This window comes from Pseudomonas sp. Pseusp15 (genome assembly GCF_059492165.1).
Genome location: NZ_CP168523.1, coordinates 4,649,081 through 4,665,542, shown reverse-complemented (window position 1 = coordinate 4,665,542; position 16,462 = coordinate 4,649,081). Strand labels below are relative to the sequence as shown.

General features: G+C 60.9%; 14 protein-coding genes. 3 read left to right on the top strand and 11 right to left on the bottom strand.

The features are described from left to right. Positions 1-145: 145 nt before the first annotated feature. From purH to gcbA, 11 genes are all read right to left on the bottom strand, one after another. Positions 146-1,753 carry a bifunctional phosphoribosylaminoimidazolecarboxamide formyltransferase/IMP cyclohydrolase gene (gene purH / locus ACEN8R_RS21115; RefSeq protein ID WP_018928426.1) on the bottom strand — a complete coding sequence of 536 codons (1,608 nt, stop codon included), beginning with the start codon at positions 1,751-1,753 and terminating at the stop codon, positions 146-148. A gap of 81 nt (positions 1,754-1,834) precedes the next feature. Then, on the bottom strand, positions 1,835-2,155 hold the full coding sequence (gene fis / locus ACEN8R_RS21110) for a DNA-binding transcriptional regulator Fis (RefSeq protein ID WP_007907419.1): 321 nt from the start codon (positions 2,153-2,155) through the stop codon (positions 1,835-1,837). After that, positions 2,152-3,162, bottom strand: coding sequence for a tRNA dihydrouridine synthase DusB (gene dusB / locus ACEN8R_RS21105; RefSeq protein WP_018928425.1), 1,011 nt, complete (start codon positions 3,160-3,162; stop codon positions 2,152-2,154). Before dusB ends, fis begins: the two co-directional genes overlap by 4 nt. A 185-nt stretch (positions 3,163-3,347) precedes the next feature. Further along, entirely contained in the window at positions 3,348-4,586 is a 1,239-nt protein-coding gene (locus ACEN8R_RS21100) for a DUF3426 domain-containing protein (protein WP_495019411.1), read from the bottom strand. A 30-nt stretch (positions 4,587-4,616) separates the two neighbouring features. Beyond that, the gene (gene prmA / locus ACEN8R_RS21095; protein ID WP_018928423.1) at positions 4,617-5,495 is read right to left on the bottom strand and encodes a 50S ribosomal protein L11 methyltransferase; all 879 of its coding nucleotides are present in this window, start codon (positions 5,493-5,495) and stop codon (positions 4,617-4,619) included. A 325-nt stretch (positions 5,496-5,820) separates the two neighbouring features. Continuing rightward, positions 5,821-7,179 carry an acetyl-CoA carboxylase biotin carboxylase subunit gene (gene accC / locus ACEN8R_RS21090; RefSeq protein ID WP_018928422.1) on the bottom strand — a complete coding sequence of 453 codons (1,359 nt, stop codon included), beginning with the start codon at positions 7,177-7,179 and terminating at the stop codon, positions 5,821-5,823. 17 nt (positions 7,180-7,196) lie between these two features. Then, entirely contained in the window at positions 7,197-7,661 is a 465-nt protein-coding gene (accB, locus tag ACEN8R_RS21085; RefSeq protein ID WP_495624337.1) for an acetyl-CoA carboxylase biotin carboxyl carrier protein, read from the bottom strand. Positions 7,662-7,709: 48 nt separating this feature from the next. Continuing rightward, positions 7,710-8,162: a type II 3-dehydroquinate dehydratase gene (aroQ, locus tag ACEN8R_RS21080; RefSeq protein ID WP_007937215.1), complete on the bottom strand. Its 453-nt coding sequence runs from the start codon at positions 8,160-8,162 to the stop codon at positions 7,710-7,712. Positions 8,163-8,294: 132 nt separating this feature from the next. Continuing rightward, a complete protein-coding gene (locus ACEN8R_RS21075) occupies positions 8,295-10,037 on the bottom strand; it encodes a protein-disulfide reductase DsbD (RefSeq protein WP_018928420.1) in 1,743 nt (580 codons plus the stop codon). A gap of 98 nt (positions 10,038-10,135) precedes the next feature. Beyond that, positions 10,136-12,082, bottom strand: coding sequence for a methyl-accepting chemotaxis protein (locus ACEN8R_RS21070; RefSeq protein ID WP_495624336.1), 1,947 nt, complete (start codon positions 12,080-12,082; stop codon positions 10,136-10,138). A 51-nt stretch (positions 12,083-12,133) separates the two neighbouring features. Then, positions 12,134-13,804 carry a diguanylate cyclase GcbA gene (gene gcbA, locus ACEN8R_RS21065; protein ID WP_477812998.1) on the bottom strand — a complete coding sequence of 557 codons (1,671 nt, stop codon included), beginning with the start codon at positions 13,802-13,804 and terminating at the stop codon, positions 12,134-12,136. Positions 13,805-14,094: 290 nt separating this feature from the next. Here gcbA and ACEN8R_RS21060 point away from each other — a divergent pair, with 290 nt between their 5' ends. The 3 genes from ACEN8R_RS21060 (at position 14,095) to ACEN8R_RS21050 (ending at position 16,270) form a co-directional block, all read left to right on the top strand. Next, on the top strand, positions 14,095-15,162 hold the full coding sequence (locus ACEN8R_RS21060) for a DUF2333 family protein (protein WP_018928417.1): 1,068 nt from the start codon (positions 14,095-14,097) through the stop codon (positions 15,160-15,162). A 3-nt stretch (positions 15,163-15,165) separates the two neighbouring features. Continuing rightward, on the top strand, positions 15,166-15,723 hold the full coding sequence (locus ACEN8R_RS21055; RefSeq protein WP_019582277.1) for an NUDIX hydrolase: 558 nt from the start codon (positions 15,166-15,168) through the stop codon (positions 15,721-15,723). Positions 15,724-15,898: 175 nt separating this feature from the next. Further along, on the top strand, positions 15,899-16,270 hold the full coding sequence (locus tag ACEN8R_RS21050) for a translation initiation factor Sui1 (RefSeq protein ID WP_007914613.1): 372 nt from the start codon (positions 15,899-15,901) through the stop codon (positions 16,268-16,270). Positions 16,271-16,462: the final 192 nt, after the last annotated feature.

Below are 16,462 nucleotides of genomic sequence, written 5' to 3'. Positions count from 1 at the left end.
CGCTTCACGCCGTAGGAGGTCGCAATGAAGCCGGTAGATGCAAGGCGGAGTCGACCTCGATGAGCGGAGTTGCCTTTTGGCAATGAGCATCATCGAGGTCGGCTCCAACGCAGCAGGTACCGGGTTCAGTGCGGCCGTTGTCTTATTAGTGACGGAAGTGGCGCATGCCGGTGAAGACCATGGCGATGCCGGCTTCATCAGCTGCCGCAATCACTTCGTTATCACGCATCGAGCCACCTGGCTGGATCACCGCAGTGATACCGACCTTGGCTGCGTTGTCGATGCCGTCGCGGAACGGGAAGAACGCATCCGACGCCATGACCGCGCCCTGCACTTGCAAGCCGGCATGTTCAGCCTTGATCGCGGCGATACGCGCGGAGTTCACGCGGCTCATCTGGCCGGCGCCGACACCGATGGTCTGACGGTTCTTGGCGTAGACGATGGCGTTGGACTTGACGTACTTGGCGACTTTCCAGGCGAAGATCAGGTCGTTGATTTCCTGCTCGGTTGGCGCGCGCTTGGTCACCACTTTCAGGTCTTCGCTGCCGATCATGCCGATGTCGCGGCTCTGTACCAGCAAACCGCCGTTGACGCGTTTGTAGTCCCAGGCTGGAACGCGGTCAGCCGACCACTCGCCGCAGGCCAGCAGGCGTACGTTGGCTTTGGCGGCCACGATGGCGCGGGCTTCTGCGCTGACGGATGGGGCGATGATCACTTCGACGAACTGACGCTCGACGATGGCCTTGGCGGTTTCAGCATCCAGCTCGCGGTTGAACGCGATGATGCCGCCGAACGCCGACTCGGTGTCGGTGGCGTAGGCCAGTTCGTAGGCTTGACGGATGCCGCCTTCGGCGTCCGGGCTCACGGCCACGCCGCACGGGTTGGCGTGCTTGACGATCACGCAGGCCGGCTTGACGAAGCTCTTCACGCATTCCAGCGCGGCGTCGGTGTCGGCCACGTTGTTGTACGACAGCTCTTTGCCTTGCAGTTGGGTCGCGGTGGCGATGCCGACTTCGGCAGGCTTGGCTTCAACGTAGAACGCCGCGCTCTGGTGCGGGTTCTCGCCGTAGCGCATTTCCTGAGCCTTGATGAACTGGCTGTTGAAGGTGCGCGGGAATTCGCTGCGGCCGGAGGTCGAGAGGGTTTCAGCCGCCTGGTTCACGGTGCCCATGTAGTTGGCGATCATGCCGTCGTAGGCGGCGGTGTGTTCGAAGGCCTTGAGCATCAGGTCGAAACGCTGAGCGTAGGTCAGGCCGCCGGCCTTGAGGCTTTCCAGAACGTTGGCGTAATCGCTGGCATTCACCACGATGGCCACGTCTTTGTGGTTTTTTGCCGCCGAACGGACCATGGTCGGGCCGCCGATGTCGATGTTCTCGATGGCAGTCGGCAGGTCGCAGCCTGGCTTGTTGATGGTGGCTTCGAACGGGTACAGGTTGACCGCTACCAGATCGATCGGCTTGATGCCGTGCTCGCTCATGATGGCGTCGTCGATACCGCGACGACCAAGGATCCCGCCGTGGATTTTCGGGTGCAGGGTTTTCACCCGGCCGTCCATCATTTCTGCGAAACCGGTGTAATCCGCGACTTCCACTGCGGCAACACCATTGTCGCGCAGCAGCTTGAACGTCCCGCCGGTGGAGAGGATCTCTACGCCCAGGGCTTCGAGCTCTTTGGCGAATTCAAGGATCCCGGTCTTGTCGGAAACGCTGATCAAGGCGCGGCGGATCGGCAGGCGGGTAGTCTGGTCGGTCATCTCAATTTCCATCAAAAGCAAAGGAGTCAGCAAAAAAGGCGACCGGTTTTACGTGGGCGCCTTTCTGGTTTGATTGAATGCTTACAGCAAATCGTACTGCTTGAGTTTCTTGCGCAGGGTGCCCCGGTTCAGTCCGAGCAGCTCACTGGCCTTGGTCTGGTTGCCCTTGACGTAGTTCATCACGCATTCGAGCAGGGGGGCCTCGACTTCGGAGAGCACCAGGTTGTACACATCCGTGACGGCAGCGCCCTCAAGGTGGGCGAAATAATTGTGCAGCGCCTTCTCGACACTCCCGCGAAGGGTCTGACCTTCTTCGCTCGGGGTATTGAGGTGCTGTTTCAAATTCACGTTGTCGCTCACGGGTGTTGTTCCACTCACTAAAGTCTCGGTCATCATCGTCATGCGGCCACCCCTTCTCCGTCCCCTGTCAGGCTCTTGTAACGTTCGGCGAAGAAGCCTCGAACGTAGGCGCATTGTGCTTCCGTATCTTCCAAACGATTGAAGTGGGCGCGAAACTCCCTGGCGCCCGGCAAGGTTGCGAGATACCAGCCCACATGCTTGCGAGCTATGCGCACGCCCATGACGTCGCCATAGAAGGCATGCAGCGCGGCCAGATGCTCAAGCAGAATACATTCCACCTCGATCAGTTCCGGTGCCGGGAGTTTTTCACCGGTACGCAGATAATGGTCGATTTCACGAAAAATCCATGGCTGCCCCTGGGCAGCCCGGCCCACCAACAGGCCATCGGCACCGGTCGCGTCGAGCACGTACCGGGCTTTCTCGGGCGAATCGATATCGCCATTGGCGAAGACCGGAATCGACACCGCCTGCTTGATCGCGGCAATGGTGTCGTACTCAGCTTCCCCGGTGTACAGGTCGGCACGCGTGCGGCCATGTACGGCCAACGCCGTGATGCCTGCCTGTTCGGCGATCTTCGCCACCGTCAGACCGTTCTTGTTCGCCCGGTCCCAGCCGGTGCGGATCTTCAGGGTGACCGGCACATCGACCGCAGCCACCACGGCCTGCAGGATCTCGGTCACCAATGCTTCATCTTTCAACAGTGCGGAACCGGCGGCCTTGTTGCAGACCTTCTTCGCCGGACAGCCCATGTTGATGTCAATAATCTGTGCGCCCAGCTCGACGTTGGCCCGGGCCGCATCCGCCAGCATCTGCGCATCTCCGCCGGCGATCTGTACCGAGCGGGGCTCGGGATCGCCTTCGTGGATCATGCGCATCCGCGATTTGCGGGTGTTCCACAAGCTCATGTCGCTGGTGACCATTTCCGAGACTACAAGTCCAGCGCCCAATCGTTTGCACAGCTGACGAAAGGGCTGGTCGGTGACGCCCGCCATGGGGGCGAGGATCAAGCCGTTGTGCAATGTATATGGACCGATGCGTACCGCCGACATAGGACTTCCCTGTTGTGGGGCCGGATCATGAGAGTTCGAAAAAGGGTTGGCATGATACCCGCTCTCGATGACTGGATAAAGGCTGAATTGAACAAAATCTGAACAACTAATTCGTTATCGCCAGCGGTTTGGTTTGAACGGTCAAAGTCAGGAAACCGCCGTCAAGCCTGCAACGCTTGAGTGTTTTACTCGGGCGAATGGAAGCTCAGGCTGTAGTTCACCGCTTTGGGGCCTGGGTCGAGAATGTCCAGCGCGATGTGGATCGGCGTTTGCGGCGGCATTTCGGCCAGGCCTTCGAGATCGCCGTTGAGGTACTCGCCGGGCTTGAAGCGACGACTGGCGATCAGGTGGCCGTTGAGGTCGGCAAAGCGCAGCTCCAGCAGCGGGAACGGCTGGGAGAAGGGCGCACGGTTATAAATGATGGCATCGACCACCAGCGCCCCGTTGAAGTCCGGGTGGCTGCGGACCACCAGATTGCTGCTTTTGACTTTCGCGATGTCGACCTTGGACGGCACTGTGCAACCGATGTGCGGGCAGAGTTGCTGGAACCACGGACGATACTGGTCCTGGCGCGCCAGTTCGTCGAAGTGGTAGGCGACGTACTGGCCAACGAGGCCGGCGGCGCCGAGCAGGATCAGCAGCAGCCAGAAAAAGCGCCGACCCCAGGGGGAGCGGCGTTTTTGCCAATCCAGTTGCAGCGGGTCGTCGGTCAGGTCCTGCAGCACTTCAGCGCGCATGGCCGGTTCGCTGCGTTCGCGTCGCTTGCGCAGGGGCTCGACGGAGGGCAGGTCATCGTCGATCTCGTCGTCATCGGTTTTCGCCGACAGGCTGCCAAAAGGGATCGGGGCGTCGAGCGGGTCGTGCAGGCGCAGCTGCTGTATCTCGGGCTCATCGTCCAGCGGCACGGGCTCCATGGACAGCGAAGGCTCGGTGCGCGAGTGTTTGCTTGGCTCGATCGTCGGTTCGACCATCGGTGATGGCGTCTGCACGTCGGCGGCTTGCGCACGATCGGCGGCCGACTCACTGAAGAGACTGTCGGGCCAAGGGGCTTCGTCGTGTTCGGTGCTGTCGCGACGAGCACTGAGGCTGTCTTCGCGGGGGTGACCGAACTCCGTCGTCGGCTGGATTTCCCGCTGTTCGAGCCGGGCGAGCTCTTCGTCCAGGTCCAGGCTGTCCAGGTCCATCTCGGCCGCGGTCCATTGCTTTTGGCTGATGGCCCGCTGCACGGGCGGTTCTACGGGCGCCGATGCAGCCGGTTTTACCGCTTCCTTGCCGGCCCGTTGCTCAAGCAACTGCCTGGCGGCGTTGAACACCTGCAAGCACGAGCCGCAACGAACCACCCCACGGGCCACGCTCAACTGAGCGTGGCTGACGCGGAAGCTGGTTTGGCAATGCGGGCATTGGGTGACGAAGCTATCGGTCATGCGGCAATCCGGTTTATGCAGGCGCTCATTCTAGCGCCGACGGCCAGTGATGCGTACCCAGCCGTCGCGATTGGCGATCGGATCCAGATCGAAGTCCCGGGCATAGGCAGCGGCAACCTCTTCGCCCTGTTCGGCGAGGATGCCCGACAGTGCCAGGCGACCGCCGGACTTGACCAGGCTGGACAGTTGCGGCGCCAGGGAAACCAGCGGGCCGGCGAGGATATTGGCGACCAGTACGTCGGCTTGAACCTGCGGCAAATCTTCCGGCAGATAGAGCGGGAACAGCTCGTCGGCAATGTTGTTGCGTCCGGCGTTGTCGCGGGAGGCCTCCAGGGCTTGCACATCGATATCGGTGCCGACGGCTTGTTTGGCGCCCAGCAACAGGGCGGCAATCGCCAGAATCCCCGAGCCGCAGCCGAAATCCAGCACGTTGCAGTCTTTCAGGTCCTGGCCATCGAGCCATTCCAGGCACAGCGCGGTGGTCGGGTGAGTGCCGGTGCCGAACGCCAGGCCCGGGTCCAGTAGCAGGTTCACCGCGTCAGGCTCAGGGGCGGCGTGCCAGCTCGGGACAATCCACAGGCGCTGACCGAAGCGCATCGGCTGGAAGCCATCCATCCAGCTGCGTTCCCAGTCCTGGTCTTCGATCACTTCGCTGTGATGCTCGGGCAGCGGGCTGCCGGTCAGCAACTCCAGGTGGGCCAGCACGCTGGCGGCGTCAGTGCCGCCTTCGAACAAGGCCAGCAGGTGTGTGTGCGACCACAGCGGAGTGGTGTTGAGTTCCGGCTCGAAGATCGGCTGATCTTCGGCGTCCATGAAGGTCACCGATACGGCGCCCACTTCAAGGAAAGCGTCTTCGTAGGTTTCGGCTTGTTCTGGGCTGATGGCGAGACGGACTTGCAGCCAAGGCATGGCGGGCACCTTTGAAAAATATAGATTGCAGCCTAGCGGGCTGCGAGAAGCGCGCAAGTTTACGCGAGCGCGCGGCAGAAGACGACCGGGTTGCCATCCAATAGCGGAGACGTCGGTCTCTGTGGCGAGGGAGCTTGCTCCCGCTGGAGCGCGAAGCGGTCCCAAAATGGCAGATACGGCTCTGTCTGACACAACTCGGATGAATGGTCTTGCGGCTGCTGCGCAACCGAGCGGGAGCAAGCTCCCTCGCCACAAGGTTTCCGGGCGGCATCTCCAGAAACAACAAAGCCGCCCGAAGGCGGCCTTGTCATGTTCCGGCTGAAGCTTAGTGCTTCTCGCCAGCCAGCTTGTGCTCGAGGTAGTGAATGTTCACCCCCCCTTTGCAGAAGCCTTCGTCACGGGTCAGATCACGGTGCAGCGGGATGTTGGTCTTGATCCCGTCGACAACGATCTCGTCCAGCGCATTACGCATGCGCGCCATGGCTTCGTCACGGGTTGCGCCGTAGGTGATCAGCTTGCCGATCAACGAGTCGTAGTTCGGCGGAACGGCATAGCCACTGTACAGGTGCGAATCGACGCGAACGCCGTTGCCGCCTGGTGCGTGGAAATGCTTGACCGTGCCTGGGCTCGGCATGAACGTTTTCGGGTCTTCGGCGTTGATCCGGCATTCCAGCGCGTGACCGCGGATGACCACGTCATCCTGGGTGAACGACAGCTTGTTGCCGGCGGCGATGCTGAGCATCTCCTTGACGATGTCGATGCCGGTGACCATTTCCGATACCGGGTGCTCTACCTGGACACGAGTGTTCATCTCGATGAAGTAGAAGCGGCCGTTCTCGTACAGGAACTCGAAAGTGCCGGCGCCACGGTAGCCGATGTCGATGCAAGCCTTGACGCAACGGGCGAGGACTTCCTCGCGCGCGTTCTCGTCGATGCCTGGTGCCGGCGCTTCTTCGAGAACCTTCTGGTGACGACGTTGCAGCGAGCAGTCGCGGTCGCCCAGATGGATGGCGTGGCCCTGACCGTCGGAAAGCACCTGAACTTCCACGTGACGTGGGTTGGTCAGGAATTTTTCCAGATAGACCATCGGGTTGCCGAACGCTGCGCCCGCTTCGGAGCGGGTCAGTTTCGCCGAGGAGATCAGGTCTTCTTCTTTGTGCACCACGCGCATGCCACGACCACCGCCGCCGCCAGCGGCTTTGATGATCACCGGATAACCGACTTCGCGACCAATGCGCAGAGCGGTTTCTTCGTCTTCAGGCAGTGGGCCGTCGGAGCCCGGAACGGTTGGAACGCCAGCGGCGATCATGGCGTGCTTGGCCGATACCTTGTCGCCCATCAGGCGGATGGTATCGGCTTTCGGGCCAATGAACGCGAAACCGGAGTTCTCGACCTGTTCGGCAAAGTCGGCGTTTTCCGCAAGGAAGCCGTAGCCTGGGTGAATGGCGGTAGCGCCGGTCACTTCAGCAGCGGCGATGATGGCCGGAATGTGCAGGTAGGAGTGAGCGGCGGAGGCCGGACCGATGCAGACGGATTCGTCTGCCAGGCCCAGGTGCATCAGCTCTTTGTCGGCCTTGGAGTAAACGGCGACGGTCTTGATGCCCATTTCCTTGCAGGCACGCAGAATCCGCAGGGCGATCTCACCGCGGTTGGCGATCAGAACTTTTTCCAACTTCGCAGTCATCAAAGGCTCTCCGCGATTCAAACGATGGTGAACAGCGGTTGGTCGTACTCAACCGGCTGGCCGTCTTCGACGAGGATGGATTCGATCACACCGCTGGCTTCAGCTTCGATGTGGTTCATCATCTTCATGGCTTCGACGATGCACAGGGTGTCGCCTTTCTTCACGGTCTGGCCAACTTCAACGAAGGATGGCGAGGACGGCGAAGATTTGCGATAGAACGTGCCGACCATCGGCGAACGGGCAACATTGCCGTTCAGCGTTGGAGCCGCTGGAGCCGCAGGCGTAGCGGCAGCAACCGGAGCGGCGGCAGCAACTGGAGCCGGTGCCGGCGCATGCATCGGAGCCGGTGCATAGTACTGCTGAGCCGGCGTCTTGCTGTGACGGCTGATGCGTACGGACTCTTCGCCTTCCTTGATCTCAAGCTCGTCGATGCCGGACTCTTCCAGCAATTCGATCAATTTCTTAACTTTACGGATATCCATGAATCATCAACTCCCAAGGGTCGGTCAGGGGCGTTTAACGCTTGTTGTTCAAGCCGTTGCCTGTCTTTCAAGCTGCTCTAGTGCGGCCTCCAGGGCCAGTCGATAACCGCTGGCGCCAAGGCCGCAGATCACTCCCACCGCTACATCGGAGAAGTAAGAGTGATGGCGGAAAGGTTCGCGTTTATGCACGTTAGACAAATGCACTTCGATGAATGGGATGCTCACCGCCAGCAGCGCGTCACGTAACGCGACACTTGTATGCGTAAAAGCTGCTGGATTGATCAGAATGAAGTCCACACCTTCGCCGCGAGCAGCGTGGATGCGGTCAATCAATTCGTACTCGGCGTTGCTTTGCAGGTAAAGCAAATGGTGGCCGGCATTGCGCGCCCGCTGTTCCAGGTCCTGGTTGATTTGTGCCAGGGTGGTTGCACCATAGACGCCCGGTTCCCGGGTGCCGAGCAGGTTCAGGTTAGGGCCGTGCAAAACCAATAGGGTCGCCATCTGCTGCTCCTTTGTGATCCGTGTGCAATTGTCAGAACCCGGCGACTATGCCGCAAAGACTTTGTGACTGTCCAGTTCTATGCAATAGGCAGCACGATGGCCGATGTTTGCGCGAAATATGTGACCGGGTGATTAAATCCGGTCATTTGCTTTCGCAACACGTTCGGCGAAGTCCGTGGCGTTTATCTCGCCGATCACTCGCACATCGGTGCGTTCGACGCCGTCCCTGCCGAAAAACATCAGCGCCGGAGGGCCGAACAGCTTGTAGCGGTCGAGCAGGGCGCGCTGTTCGGTGTTGCTGGCGGTGATGTCGAAGCGGATCAGTCGATAGCCTTTGAGACGTTCGACGACGTTGGCATCGTTGAGCACTTCGTGTTCGATGACTTTGCAACTGATGCACCAGTCGGCGTACCAGTCGAGCAGCAGCGGCGTGCCGGAGGATTTGGCTTCGGCGAGGACGCGATCCAGTTCGGCTGGAGTGCTGATGGTTTGCCAGGTGCTGGCGATTGGCGCTTGCTGCTCGTTGCTGGCGACGAGGCGCGGCTGGCCAATGGGGTTGAATGGATCGGACTGACCGCTGAACGCGCCGTACCAACAGGCCAGTGCATAAAACAGCAGAAACATCCCCAGCAATTGCCCCAGGCGTTTTCTCGGCGGCTTATAGACAAACTCCAGCGCGCCCATGAACAAACCGACGCCACCGGCGAGCAAGCCGATCAACAGTAAAGTGATCTGGCCTGGCAATACTCGGCTGAGCAAACCGATCGCCAGCCCCAGCAAGAGCACACCAATCGCGTTTTTCACGTAGATCAGCCACGGCCCGCTTTTCGGCAACCAGGCCGCGCCGCCAGTCGCCACTAGCAACAGCGGTGCGCCCATGCCCAGGCCAAGCATGAACAGTTTCAATCCGCCGCCCAAGGCATCGCCGCTGGCGCTGATGTACAGCAGCGCACCGGCCAGGGGAGCCGAGACGCAGGGCGAAACCAGCAGGCTCGACACCACGCCCAGCACCGCCGCGCCCCACAGTGAGCCACCTTCGGTGCGCCCGGCGATCCGGTCCAGGCGGCTGCTGATGGCGTAGGGAAGTTTCAGTTCGAACACCCCGAACATCGCCAAGGCAAACACTGCGAAAAACATCGCGAACGGCACCAGCACCCAAGCCGATTGCAAGCGCGCCTGAAGATTAAGCTGTGCGCCGAACATGCCCATCAATGCACCCAACAGGGCGAAGCAGATGGCCATCGGCAGCACATAAGCCAGTGACAGGTTGAAGCCACGTAAACCGCCAATCTGCCCGCGCAGGACTACCCCGGAGAGGATCGGCAGCATCGGCAGCACACAGGGGGTGAAGGTCAGGCCGAGGCCTGCGAGGAAGAACAGCGCCAGTTCGCGCCAGCCCCAGGCTGTGGTCGTGGCACCGCTGCCATCAATACTCAGGCGCTCGGTCTCGGGCGGGTAGCACAGGCCTTTGTCGGCGCAGCCCTGATAGGTCACGGCCAGCGTAAAGGCGCGGGAATCGGTGCGCGGCAGTTCTACATCGAGAATGCCGTGGTAAACCTCGACATCGCCGAAGTATTCATCGTGCTTTTGTTCGCCCTTGGGCAGTTGAGCCGCACCGAGGCCAACGTCGGCCGGATCTGCGCGAAACTGGAAGCGATGGCGGTAGAGGTAGTAACCCTCGGTGGCGACGAAACGCAGCTTGATCGATTGCGGCGTACTTTCTACCAGGCTCAACTGAAAGGCTTCGCGTACCGGCAGAAAGTCGGCGCTGTTGTTGATCGAACCCAGGGTGGAACTGGGGCGACTGTCCAGCAACCCGGCGGCGGAGGCCGGGAGGGCGAGCACTAAAAACAGCAGGCAGAGCAAACGGCGCATGACAATCTCGCGTATTGGAGGTGCGGGCATGATAGCGGACGATGGGCTGGTGTGCAGAATGGGGAATGGGTGGTGAACATGCCCGCGATGGCGATTTATCAGACGCGGAAGGCTTGAACGGCGGTATGCAACCGTCCGCCCAGCACCAGCAAATTCTCTCCTTGCTCACGCCCCTCGCCGATGCGCAGCAAGTTATCCCCACCCAATTGATGAATCCGCTCACTGTGATCGCGGATTTCGCTGACAGCGCCGCTCTGCTGGGCAGTGACATCGGCGATGCGCACGGCGGTGTCGGAAATGGTCTGGATCGCTCCGACGATTTTATCCAGCGCACCGTCGGCGGCCTGGGCCTGGTTGGCCGTGGCTTCGGCGTGTTCGACCTGGGCGCGCATGCCTTCGACCGATTGTCGCGCGGCGGTTTGCAGGCCGGCGATCAGTGTCTGAATCTCGGCGGTGGCACCGGCGGTGCGCTGCGCCAGTGAACGAACCTCTTCGGCCACCACCGCAAATCCCCGGCCCATCTCCCCGGCGCGGGCCGCCTCGATGGCGGCATTCAGCGCTAGCAGGTTGGTCTGATCGGCAATCGAGCGAATCACCGTCAGCACGCCGCCGATAGTCGCCGACTCTTCGGCCAGATGTTCGATCATCTGCGCGTTGCCTTGCACTTCACCCACCAGCGCATGCAGCCCGGTGAGGCTCAGGCCGATGACCTTCTGACCATGCTCCACCGCCAGCCCTGCATGACGACTGGCGTCCGCGGCCTGGCTGGCATCACCGGCGACTTGTTGAATCGTTGCTTCGAGTTCACCGAGAGAGTCGCGGATCAGCGCGGTGTCGCCGGCCTGATGCTCGGCGCCGCTGTGCAGGTCATTGCTCAATTCGGCCAGCGTCCGGCTGCTGCCGGCGACTTGCTCGGCATTGAGGCGAATGGTCCCCACCAGGTCTACCAGATAGGCACGCAAGCGATTGAGCGAAGCTTGAATGTCATGCAGTTCGCGGTTGGTCGCACCCAGTTGAATGTCGCGACTGAAGTCGCCCTCGGCCCAGGTCGAAAGCGCGGGTGCCAGATTGGTCAGGGTTCGGGCCAGGCGGCGCTGCAAGGTGTCGATAAGCAAGGCGATCAGTAGGATCAGCCCGATCATTACTCCCTGCATCAGCCGCACTTCACCCTGGATCTGCCCGTGCTGGGCGCGCACCACCGGTTCCAGCCCGGCGATGGCCTGCTGCACGGCGGTGATTTTCAAGTGAGTCGCGGTGCTGAGGTCGGCGCGTTTCTGGATCTGTTCGCGCGTGCGTGCCAGTTCAGTCGGGTAGCGGGTGAGCAGGCTGTTGAGTTCACGCTTGAGGCTGACGCCGGCGTCTTCGGCGACGGCTTTCTCGGGGTTCTCCAGGCCCATCATGGCGGAGAAGTCATCGGTGTTCGATTCACTGCTGGCAGTCACCCCCAGCAGCGGCAAAGTGTTCAATTGTTCAGCCTGAACGCGGATGCTGGTGACTTCGCGCTCGACATCGGCGGCCAGTTCACTGCGCCCGCTGCTGACCAGTTTGTCCCGGGCCAAAGACAACTTGCTCAGATGCTGGGAAGCCGCGAGCAAAGGCGTCAGGTACGCCGCGTTGCCGTTGGCGTACTGGCTGAGCTGATCGAGGCTGGCACCGAGCTCGCGTTCAGCTTGCAACAGCAGGGCTTGTGGATCGCCGGCGAGTTTGCCGGCAGCCAGCAGGTCCGTCTTGCTGAACTCCTCCAGGTTCGACAGGCTGGGGCGCAAGGTATCGGCCAGGCTCGGAGGTAATTCGCCGAGCTCCTTTTGCAGGCTGTCGATGGCCTGGCTGGCGCTGCTCAGACGCAGGGCATCGCCGCTGGCCAGGTAATCCTCGACGTTGCGCGCCACTTCATTTTGAAACTGCTGGGACAGGCCCAGGTAATGCTCCATCAACAGATAGGGGCGTTCCAGGGCTTTTTGCGACCACCAGAGGGTAGCGCCGAGGGCCACGCACACGGCGACCAGAAGGAGGGTATTGAGATTGGTCAACAGCTTCAGGCGCATTGCGGACTACCAACGGCAGAATGGTAAGTGCCTGAAGTTATTGCGTTTCTGTTACAGCGTTATGACCGAATCGGTCGATTCCGATGAAAAAGTGGCACTTTGCTTTGACTCCCGCGCGGCTTGCACTCGGTTGCGTCCGGCGTCCTTGGCGCGGTACAGCGCCTCGTCTGCCTGTGTGGCCATCATCAGGCTGTCGGAGCCTTCGTGCAGTTCGACGACACCGGCACTGAAGGTGCACCAGAGGTCCTGGGGCTGCGCGGGGTAGTGAATTTCGGCAAAGCGCTGACGGATTTCATCGAGCACCTTGTAGGCCGATTCAATATCGGTGTCCGGCATGACGATGGCGAACTCTTCACCGCCGTAACGGCCGATGAAGTCGGTCTTGCGCAACCGTTGTTTGAGGAACAGCGCCAGGCTCTTGATCACCCGGTCGCCCATGGGATGGCCGTGGCTGTCGTTGACCCGTTTGAAGTGGTCGATGTCGAGCATCGCAAAGCTCAGCGGCTTGTTTTCGCGACGGGCACGGAATGAACAGTCTTCGAGCAGCTGCAGAATATGGGTGTGGTTGTACAAACCGGTCAGGCTGTCGCGCACCATCCGCGCCTTGAGATTGCGCGCCCGCGCCGCGCGGTTGCGTACGGTGGTGATCAGGTGGCGCGGCTTGATCGGCTTGGTCAGGAAGTCGTCGCCGCCCTCACTCATGGCGTCGAGCTGCTTGTCCAGATCGTCTTCGGCCGACAGATAAATGATCGGCACGCTGACATAGCGGTCGTTATGGCGGATCACCTTGGCCAGTTCCGTACCGGTGCAGGCCGGCATGTACATGTCGAGGATGATCAGGTCCGGCTGGAAATCCGCCAGCTCGGCCATGGCCTGGATCGGTTCGATCAAGGTCCGCGTGACGATCCCGGCGCTGTTGAGCAGGCGCTCGGTGTGCAGGGCCTGGGCGCGGGAGTCGTCGATGATCAGCACTTTATAGGGTTCGTACTGGGCGACGCAGGTCAGCACTTCGATCTTTTCCAGCAGGCTCGAGGCTTCGAGGGTGCCGGTGAGAAACTCCTGGCCCCCGGCGCGCACGGCGGCGAGGCGGGTCGGGGTGTCGGTTTCGTGCAGGCTGAAAAACAACAGCGGCAAGGGCTGCTCCAAGCCTTGCTGGGCTTCGGCCGCCAGTTTCAGGCCGATGCCGGCGCCGCTGAAGTCGACATCCATCACGATCGCCGCCGGCAAACGCTCGACCATCGAGGCGCGGAACGCGGCGACGCTGTCGAGGGCTTGGGCGCTGAGCCCGAAGAATTCAAGTTGCTTGGCCAGCCGTTCGGCCCGGTCGTGATCCTGCAGCATCACGTAGATCGGCTTGCGCAGCGGTGGCAGAAAGGTGTGTTCGAGCTGATCGCCATGGCGCAGGCCGGTGCGGGACAAACGCTGCATCAGGCGGTTGAGGTCAGTGATCAATCCGCTGCTCAGGCGTCCGCGATTGGCGTCGACGGCCTCCAGCGACTGGCCGATATGACGGGCCAGCAGGGTGTGTTCCGGTTGTTCGAAACGTTCGGCAAAGCGCAGCAGGCGCAGATTGGCCTCGCTCAGCTCCGACAGGTCGGTGATGGACCATTCATTGCGTTGCAGACGTTGCCATATCTCAAGAATCTGACGTGCCTGATGAATTACCCGCTGGGCAAAGTGGTGCTTGAGGCGCTCACGGCTGGGGTCTTCTGGCTCGGTCATATCCTGACTACTAGTTAGGGTGCATGCTGAGATCGACTGGTGGCTCTATGCTAGCACCTCTTTTCGATGGCATGAGTGTCCTATGTCAATAATCTGCAAAGCGACATCATTCAGTTCCCGACCGACTGGTCGCATAGGCTCAACGCTGTGCTTCATTTATAGTGATGGCTTCGATTGCAGTCATTGTATGGCTCGCTGTGTCCCGCAGGATTTAATGCGCGGCAAATAAGGCACGATGGCGTAGGGTTGTAGTCGAACCGATGAACTCAAGTGATTGAAAGGATATCGCCATGCTGGACTGGAAGAACCGCACGGGCAGCGCGCCTGAGCGTGCCGCTGAACCGAAATCGGCCACCCGCAGTTATTTTGGTGGCCTGTTGTTCAGCCGGGCGCTGGCCACTCTGATTTGCCTTTACTTGTTGGTGGCTATCGCGCTGGGCTGGTACTGGAGCCAGGAACCCGCGCTGTTCCCGGTTCAGCAGAATGCCCAGATGGCAGCTGAGAAAGAAGGCAAGCAGATGGTGGTCGGGTACACCACGGTGGAAACCCTCAAGACCGTCGCCGGTACCTTGCTGACCAAACCGGGTGGCTATATTTCCAACGACCGTTTCCCGCCGGGCCTGTGGATGGACAACATGCCGAGCTGGGAATATGGCGTGCTGGTCCAGGTCCGCGACCTGAGCCGTGCGCTGCGTAAAGACTTCGCCCGCTCCCAGTCGCAGTCCGCCGAAGACGCCGACCTGGCCAAGGCCGAGCCGCGCTTCAACTTCGACAACAAGAGCTGGGTACTGCCATCCAGTGAGTCCGAGTATCAGGAAGGCATCAACTCCCTGAGCCGCTATCAGGCACGCCTGTCGGGGCCGGACCAGAAGAGCGCGCTGTTCTACGCCCGCGCCGACAACCTGAACAACTGGCTGGGTGATGTAGGGACTCGTCTGGGTTCGCTGTCGCAACGGCTGTCGGCCAGCGTTGGCCGGGTCAAGCTCAACACCGCGCTGAAAACCGAAGTCCCGGCGCTCGGCCAGGTGCCGCAGGTTGACGAAGAAGTCGTTGAAACCCCGTGGATGCAGATCGATAACGTGTTCTACGAAGCCCGTGGTCAGGCCTGGGCATTGTCCCATCTGCTGCGCGCCATCGAAGTCGACTTCGCCGATGTGCTGGCGAAGAAAAACGCTACGGTCAGCGTGCGCCAGATCATCCGTGAGCTGGAGGCTTCGCAAGAGCCGGTCTGGAGTCCGATGATCCTCAACGGCAGCGGCTTCGGTGTGCTGGCCAACCACTCGCTGGTCATGGCCAATTACATCTCCCGGGCTAACGCCGCGGTGATCGACTTGCGTCAACTGCTCAATCAGGGCTGAGTCATGGTAGATAGCGCTAAAGAGGCCGCCCACCGCGCGGCCTCCGATGCCGAACAGATCGCCTGGGTCGACGAGCAGGACAACCTGCTCGGCGCCTTGGTGCGCTCCGACCTGCGTGAACGTGGGCTGATCGGGCGCGGCACCTACATCATGCTGTTCAATTCTGCCGGCGAGCTGTGCGTTCACCGGCGCACCCTGAGCAAAGCGATTTATCCCGGTTACTGGGACGTGGCGGCCGGCGGCATGGTGCTGGCCACCGAGACCTACGCCGAATCGGCGGCCCGTGAGCTGGAAGAAGAGCTGGGGGTGAGCGGTGTGGAACTGACCGCCCACGATCACTTTTTCTTCGAGGACACCGGCAATCGGCTTTGGTGTTCGGCGTTTTCGGCGGTGTGGGACGGCCCATTGATCCTGCAGCCGGAAGAGGTGCTGGAAGCGCGCTTTATCCCGATCGATCAGGTCCTGCTGGAAATCCAGCAAAAGCCGTACTGCCCGGACTCTTTGGCAGCCCTGAAGCGCTATCTTCGCGCCCAAGGGGATGACGTCGCAAAAGAGCTGTAAATTGGCGCCGATTGGCTCTTAGCAAGTCGGCTTTTTGCCGTTACACTGCGCGACCTTTTCAAACTGAACCGGCAGTGCCCGGCTCAGTAGCGCTGCCCCTGCCTGAGTGGGGCTTCGCGGTCGATAACCTTGCCCAAGGTTGCGATCAGTCTTTGTCCTCCCAAGAGGATTGCCGGTGGCCAAAAAAGCCGCATCCTTCGCCGCCCTTGGTGGCCTGGTATTTTCCACCGACGCAGGTCGTCATTGCCCGGAATGTAGTAAACCGGTGGATGCCTGCATCTGCAAACAAACCGTTATCCCGGCCGGCGACGGCATCGCTCGCGTGCGTCGTGAAAGCAAGGGCCGTGGCGGCAAGACGGTGACGACCATCACCGGCGTGCCGCTGGCCGAAGACGCGCTCAAGGAACTGGCCACCACGTTGAAGAAACGTTGTGGGACCGGTGGGGCGTTGAAAGACGGGATCATCGAAATCCAGGGCGATCATGTCGAGCTACTCTTGGCTGAGCTGATCAAACACGGTTTCAAAGCGAAGAAGTCCGGCGGCTAGCAGCCTCTGTGAAAACCACCCGCGGCTTGATCCAGTCCTGATTTCATTCTGGTCTGGCGTCGTCTCCATGGTTTTCACAGAGCCTGTTCAAGACCGGTTTCTAAACTCACTGCGGTCAGCGAGGTCTACCCCCTCGTTGACGAAACGTCATTTTCATTCTTTAGACTGCGCCGGCCTGAACTCAAGGCGACG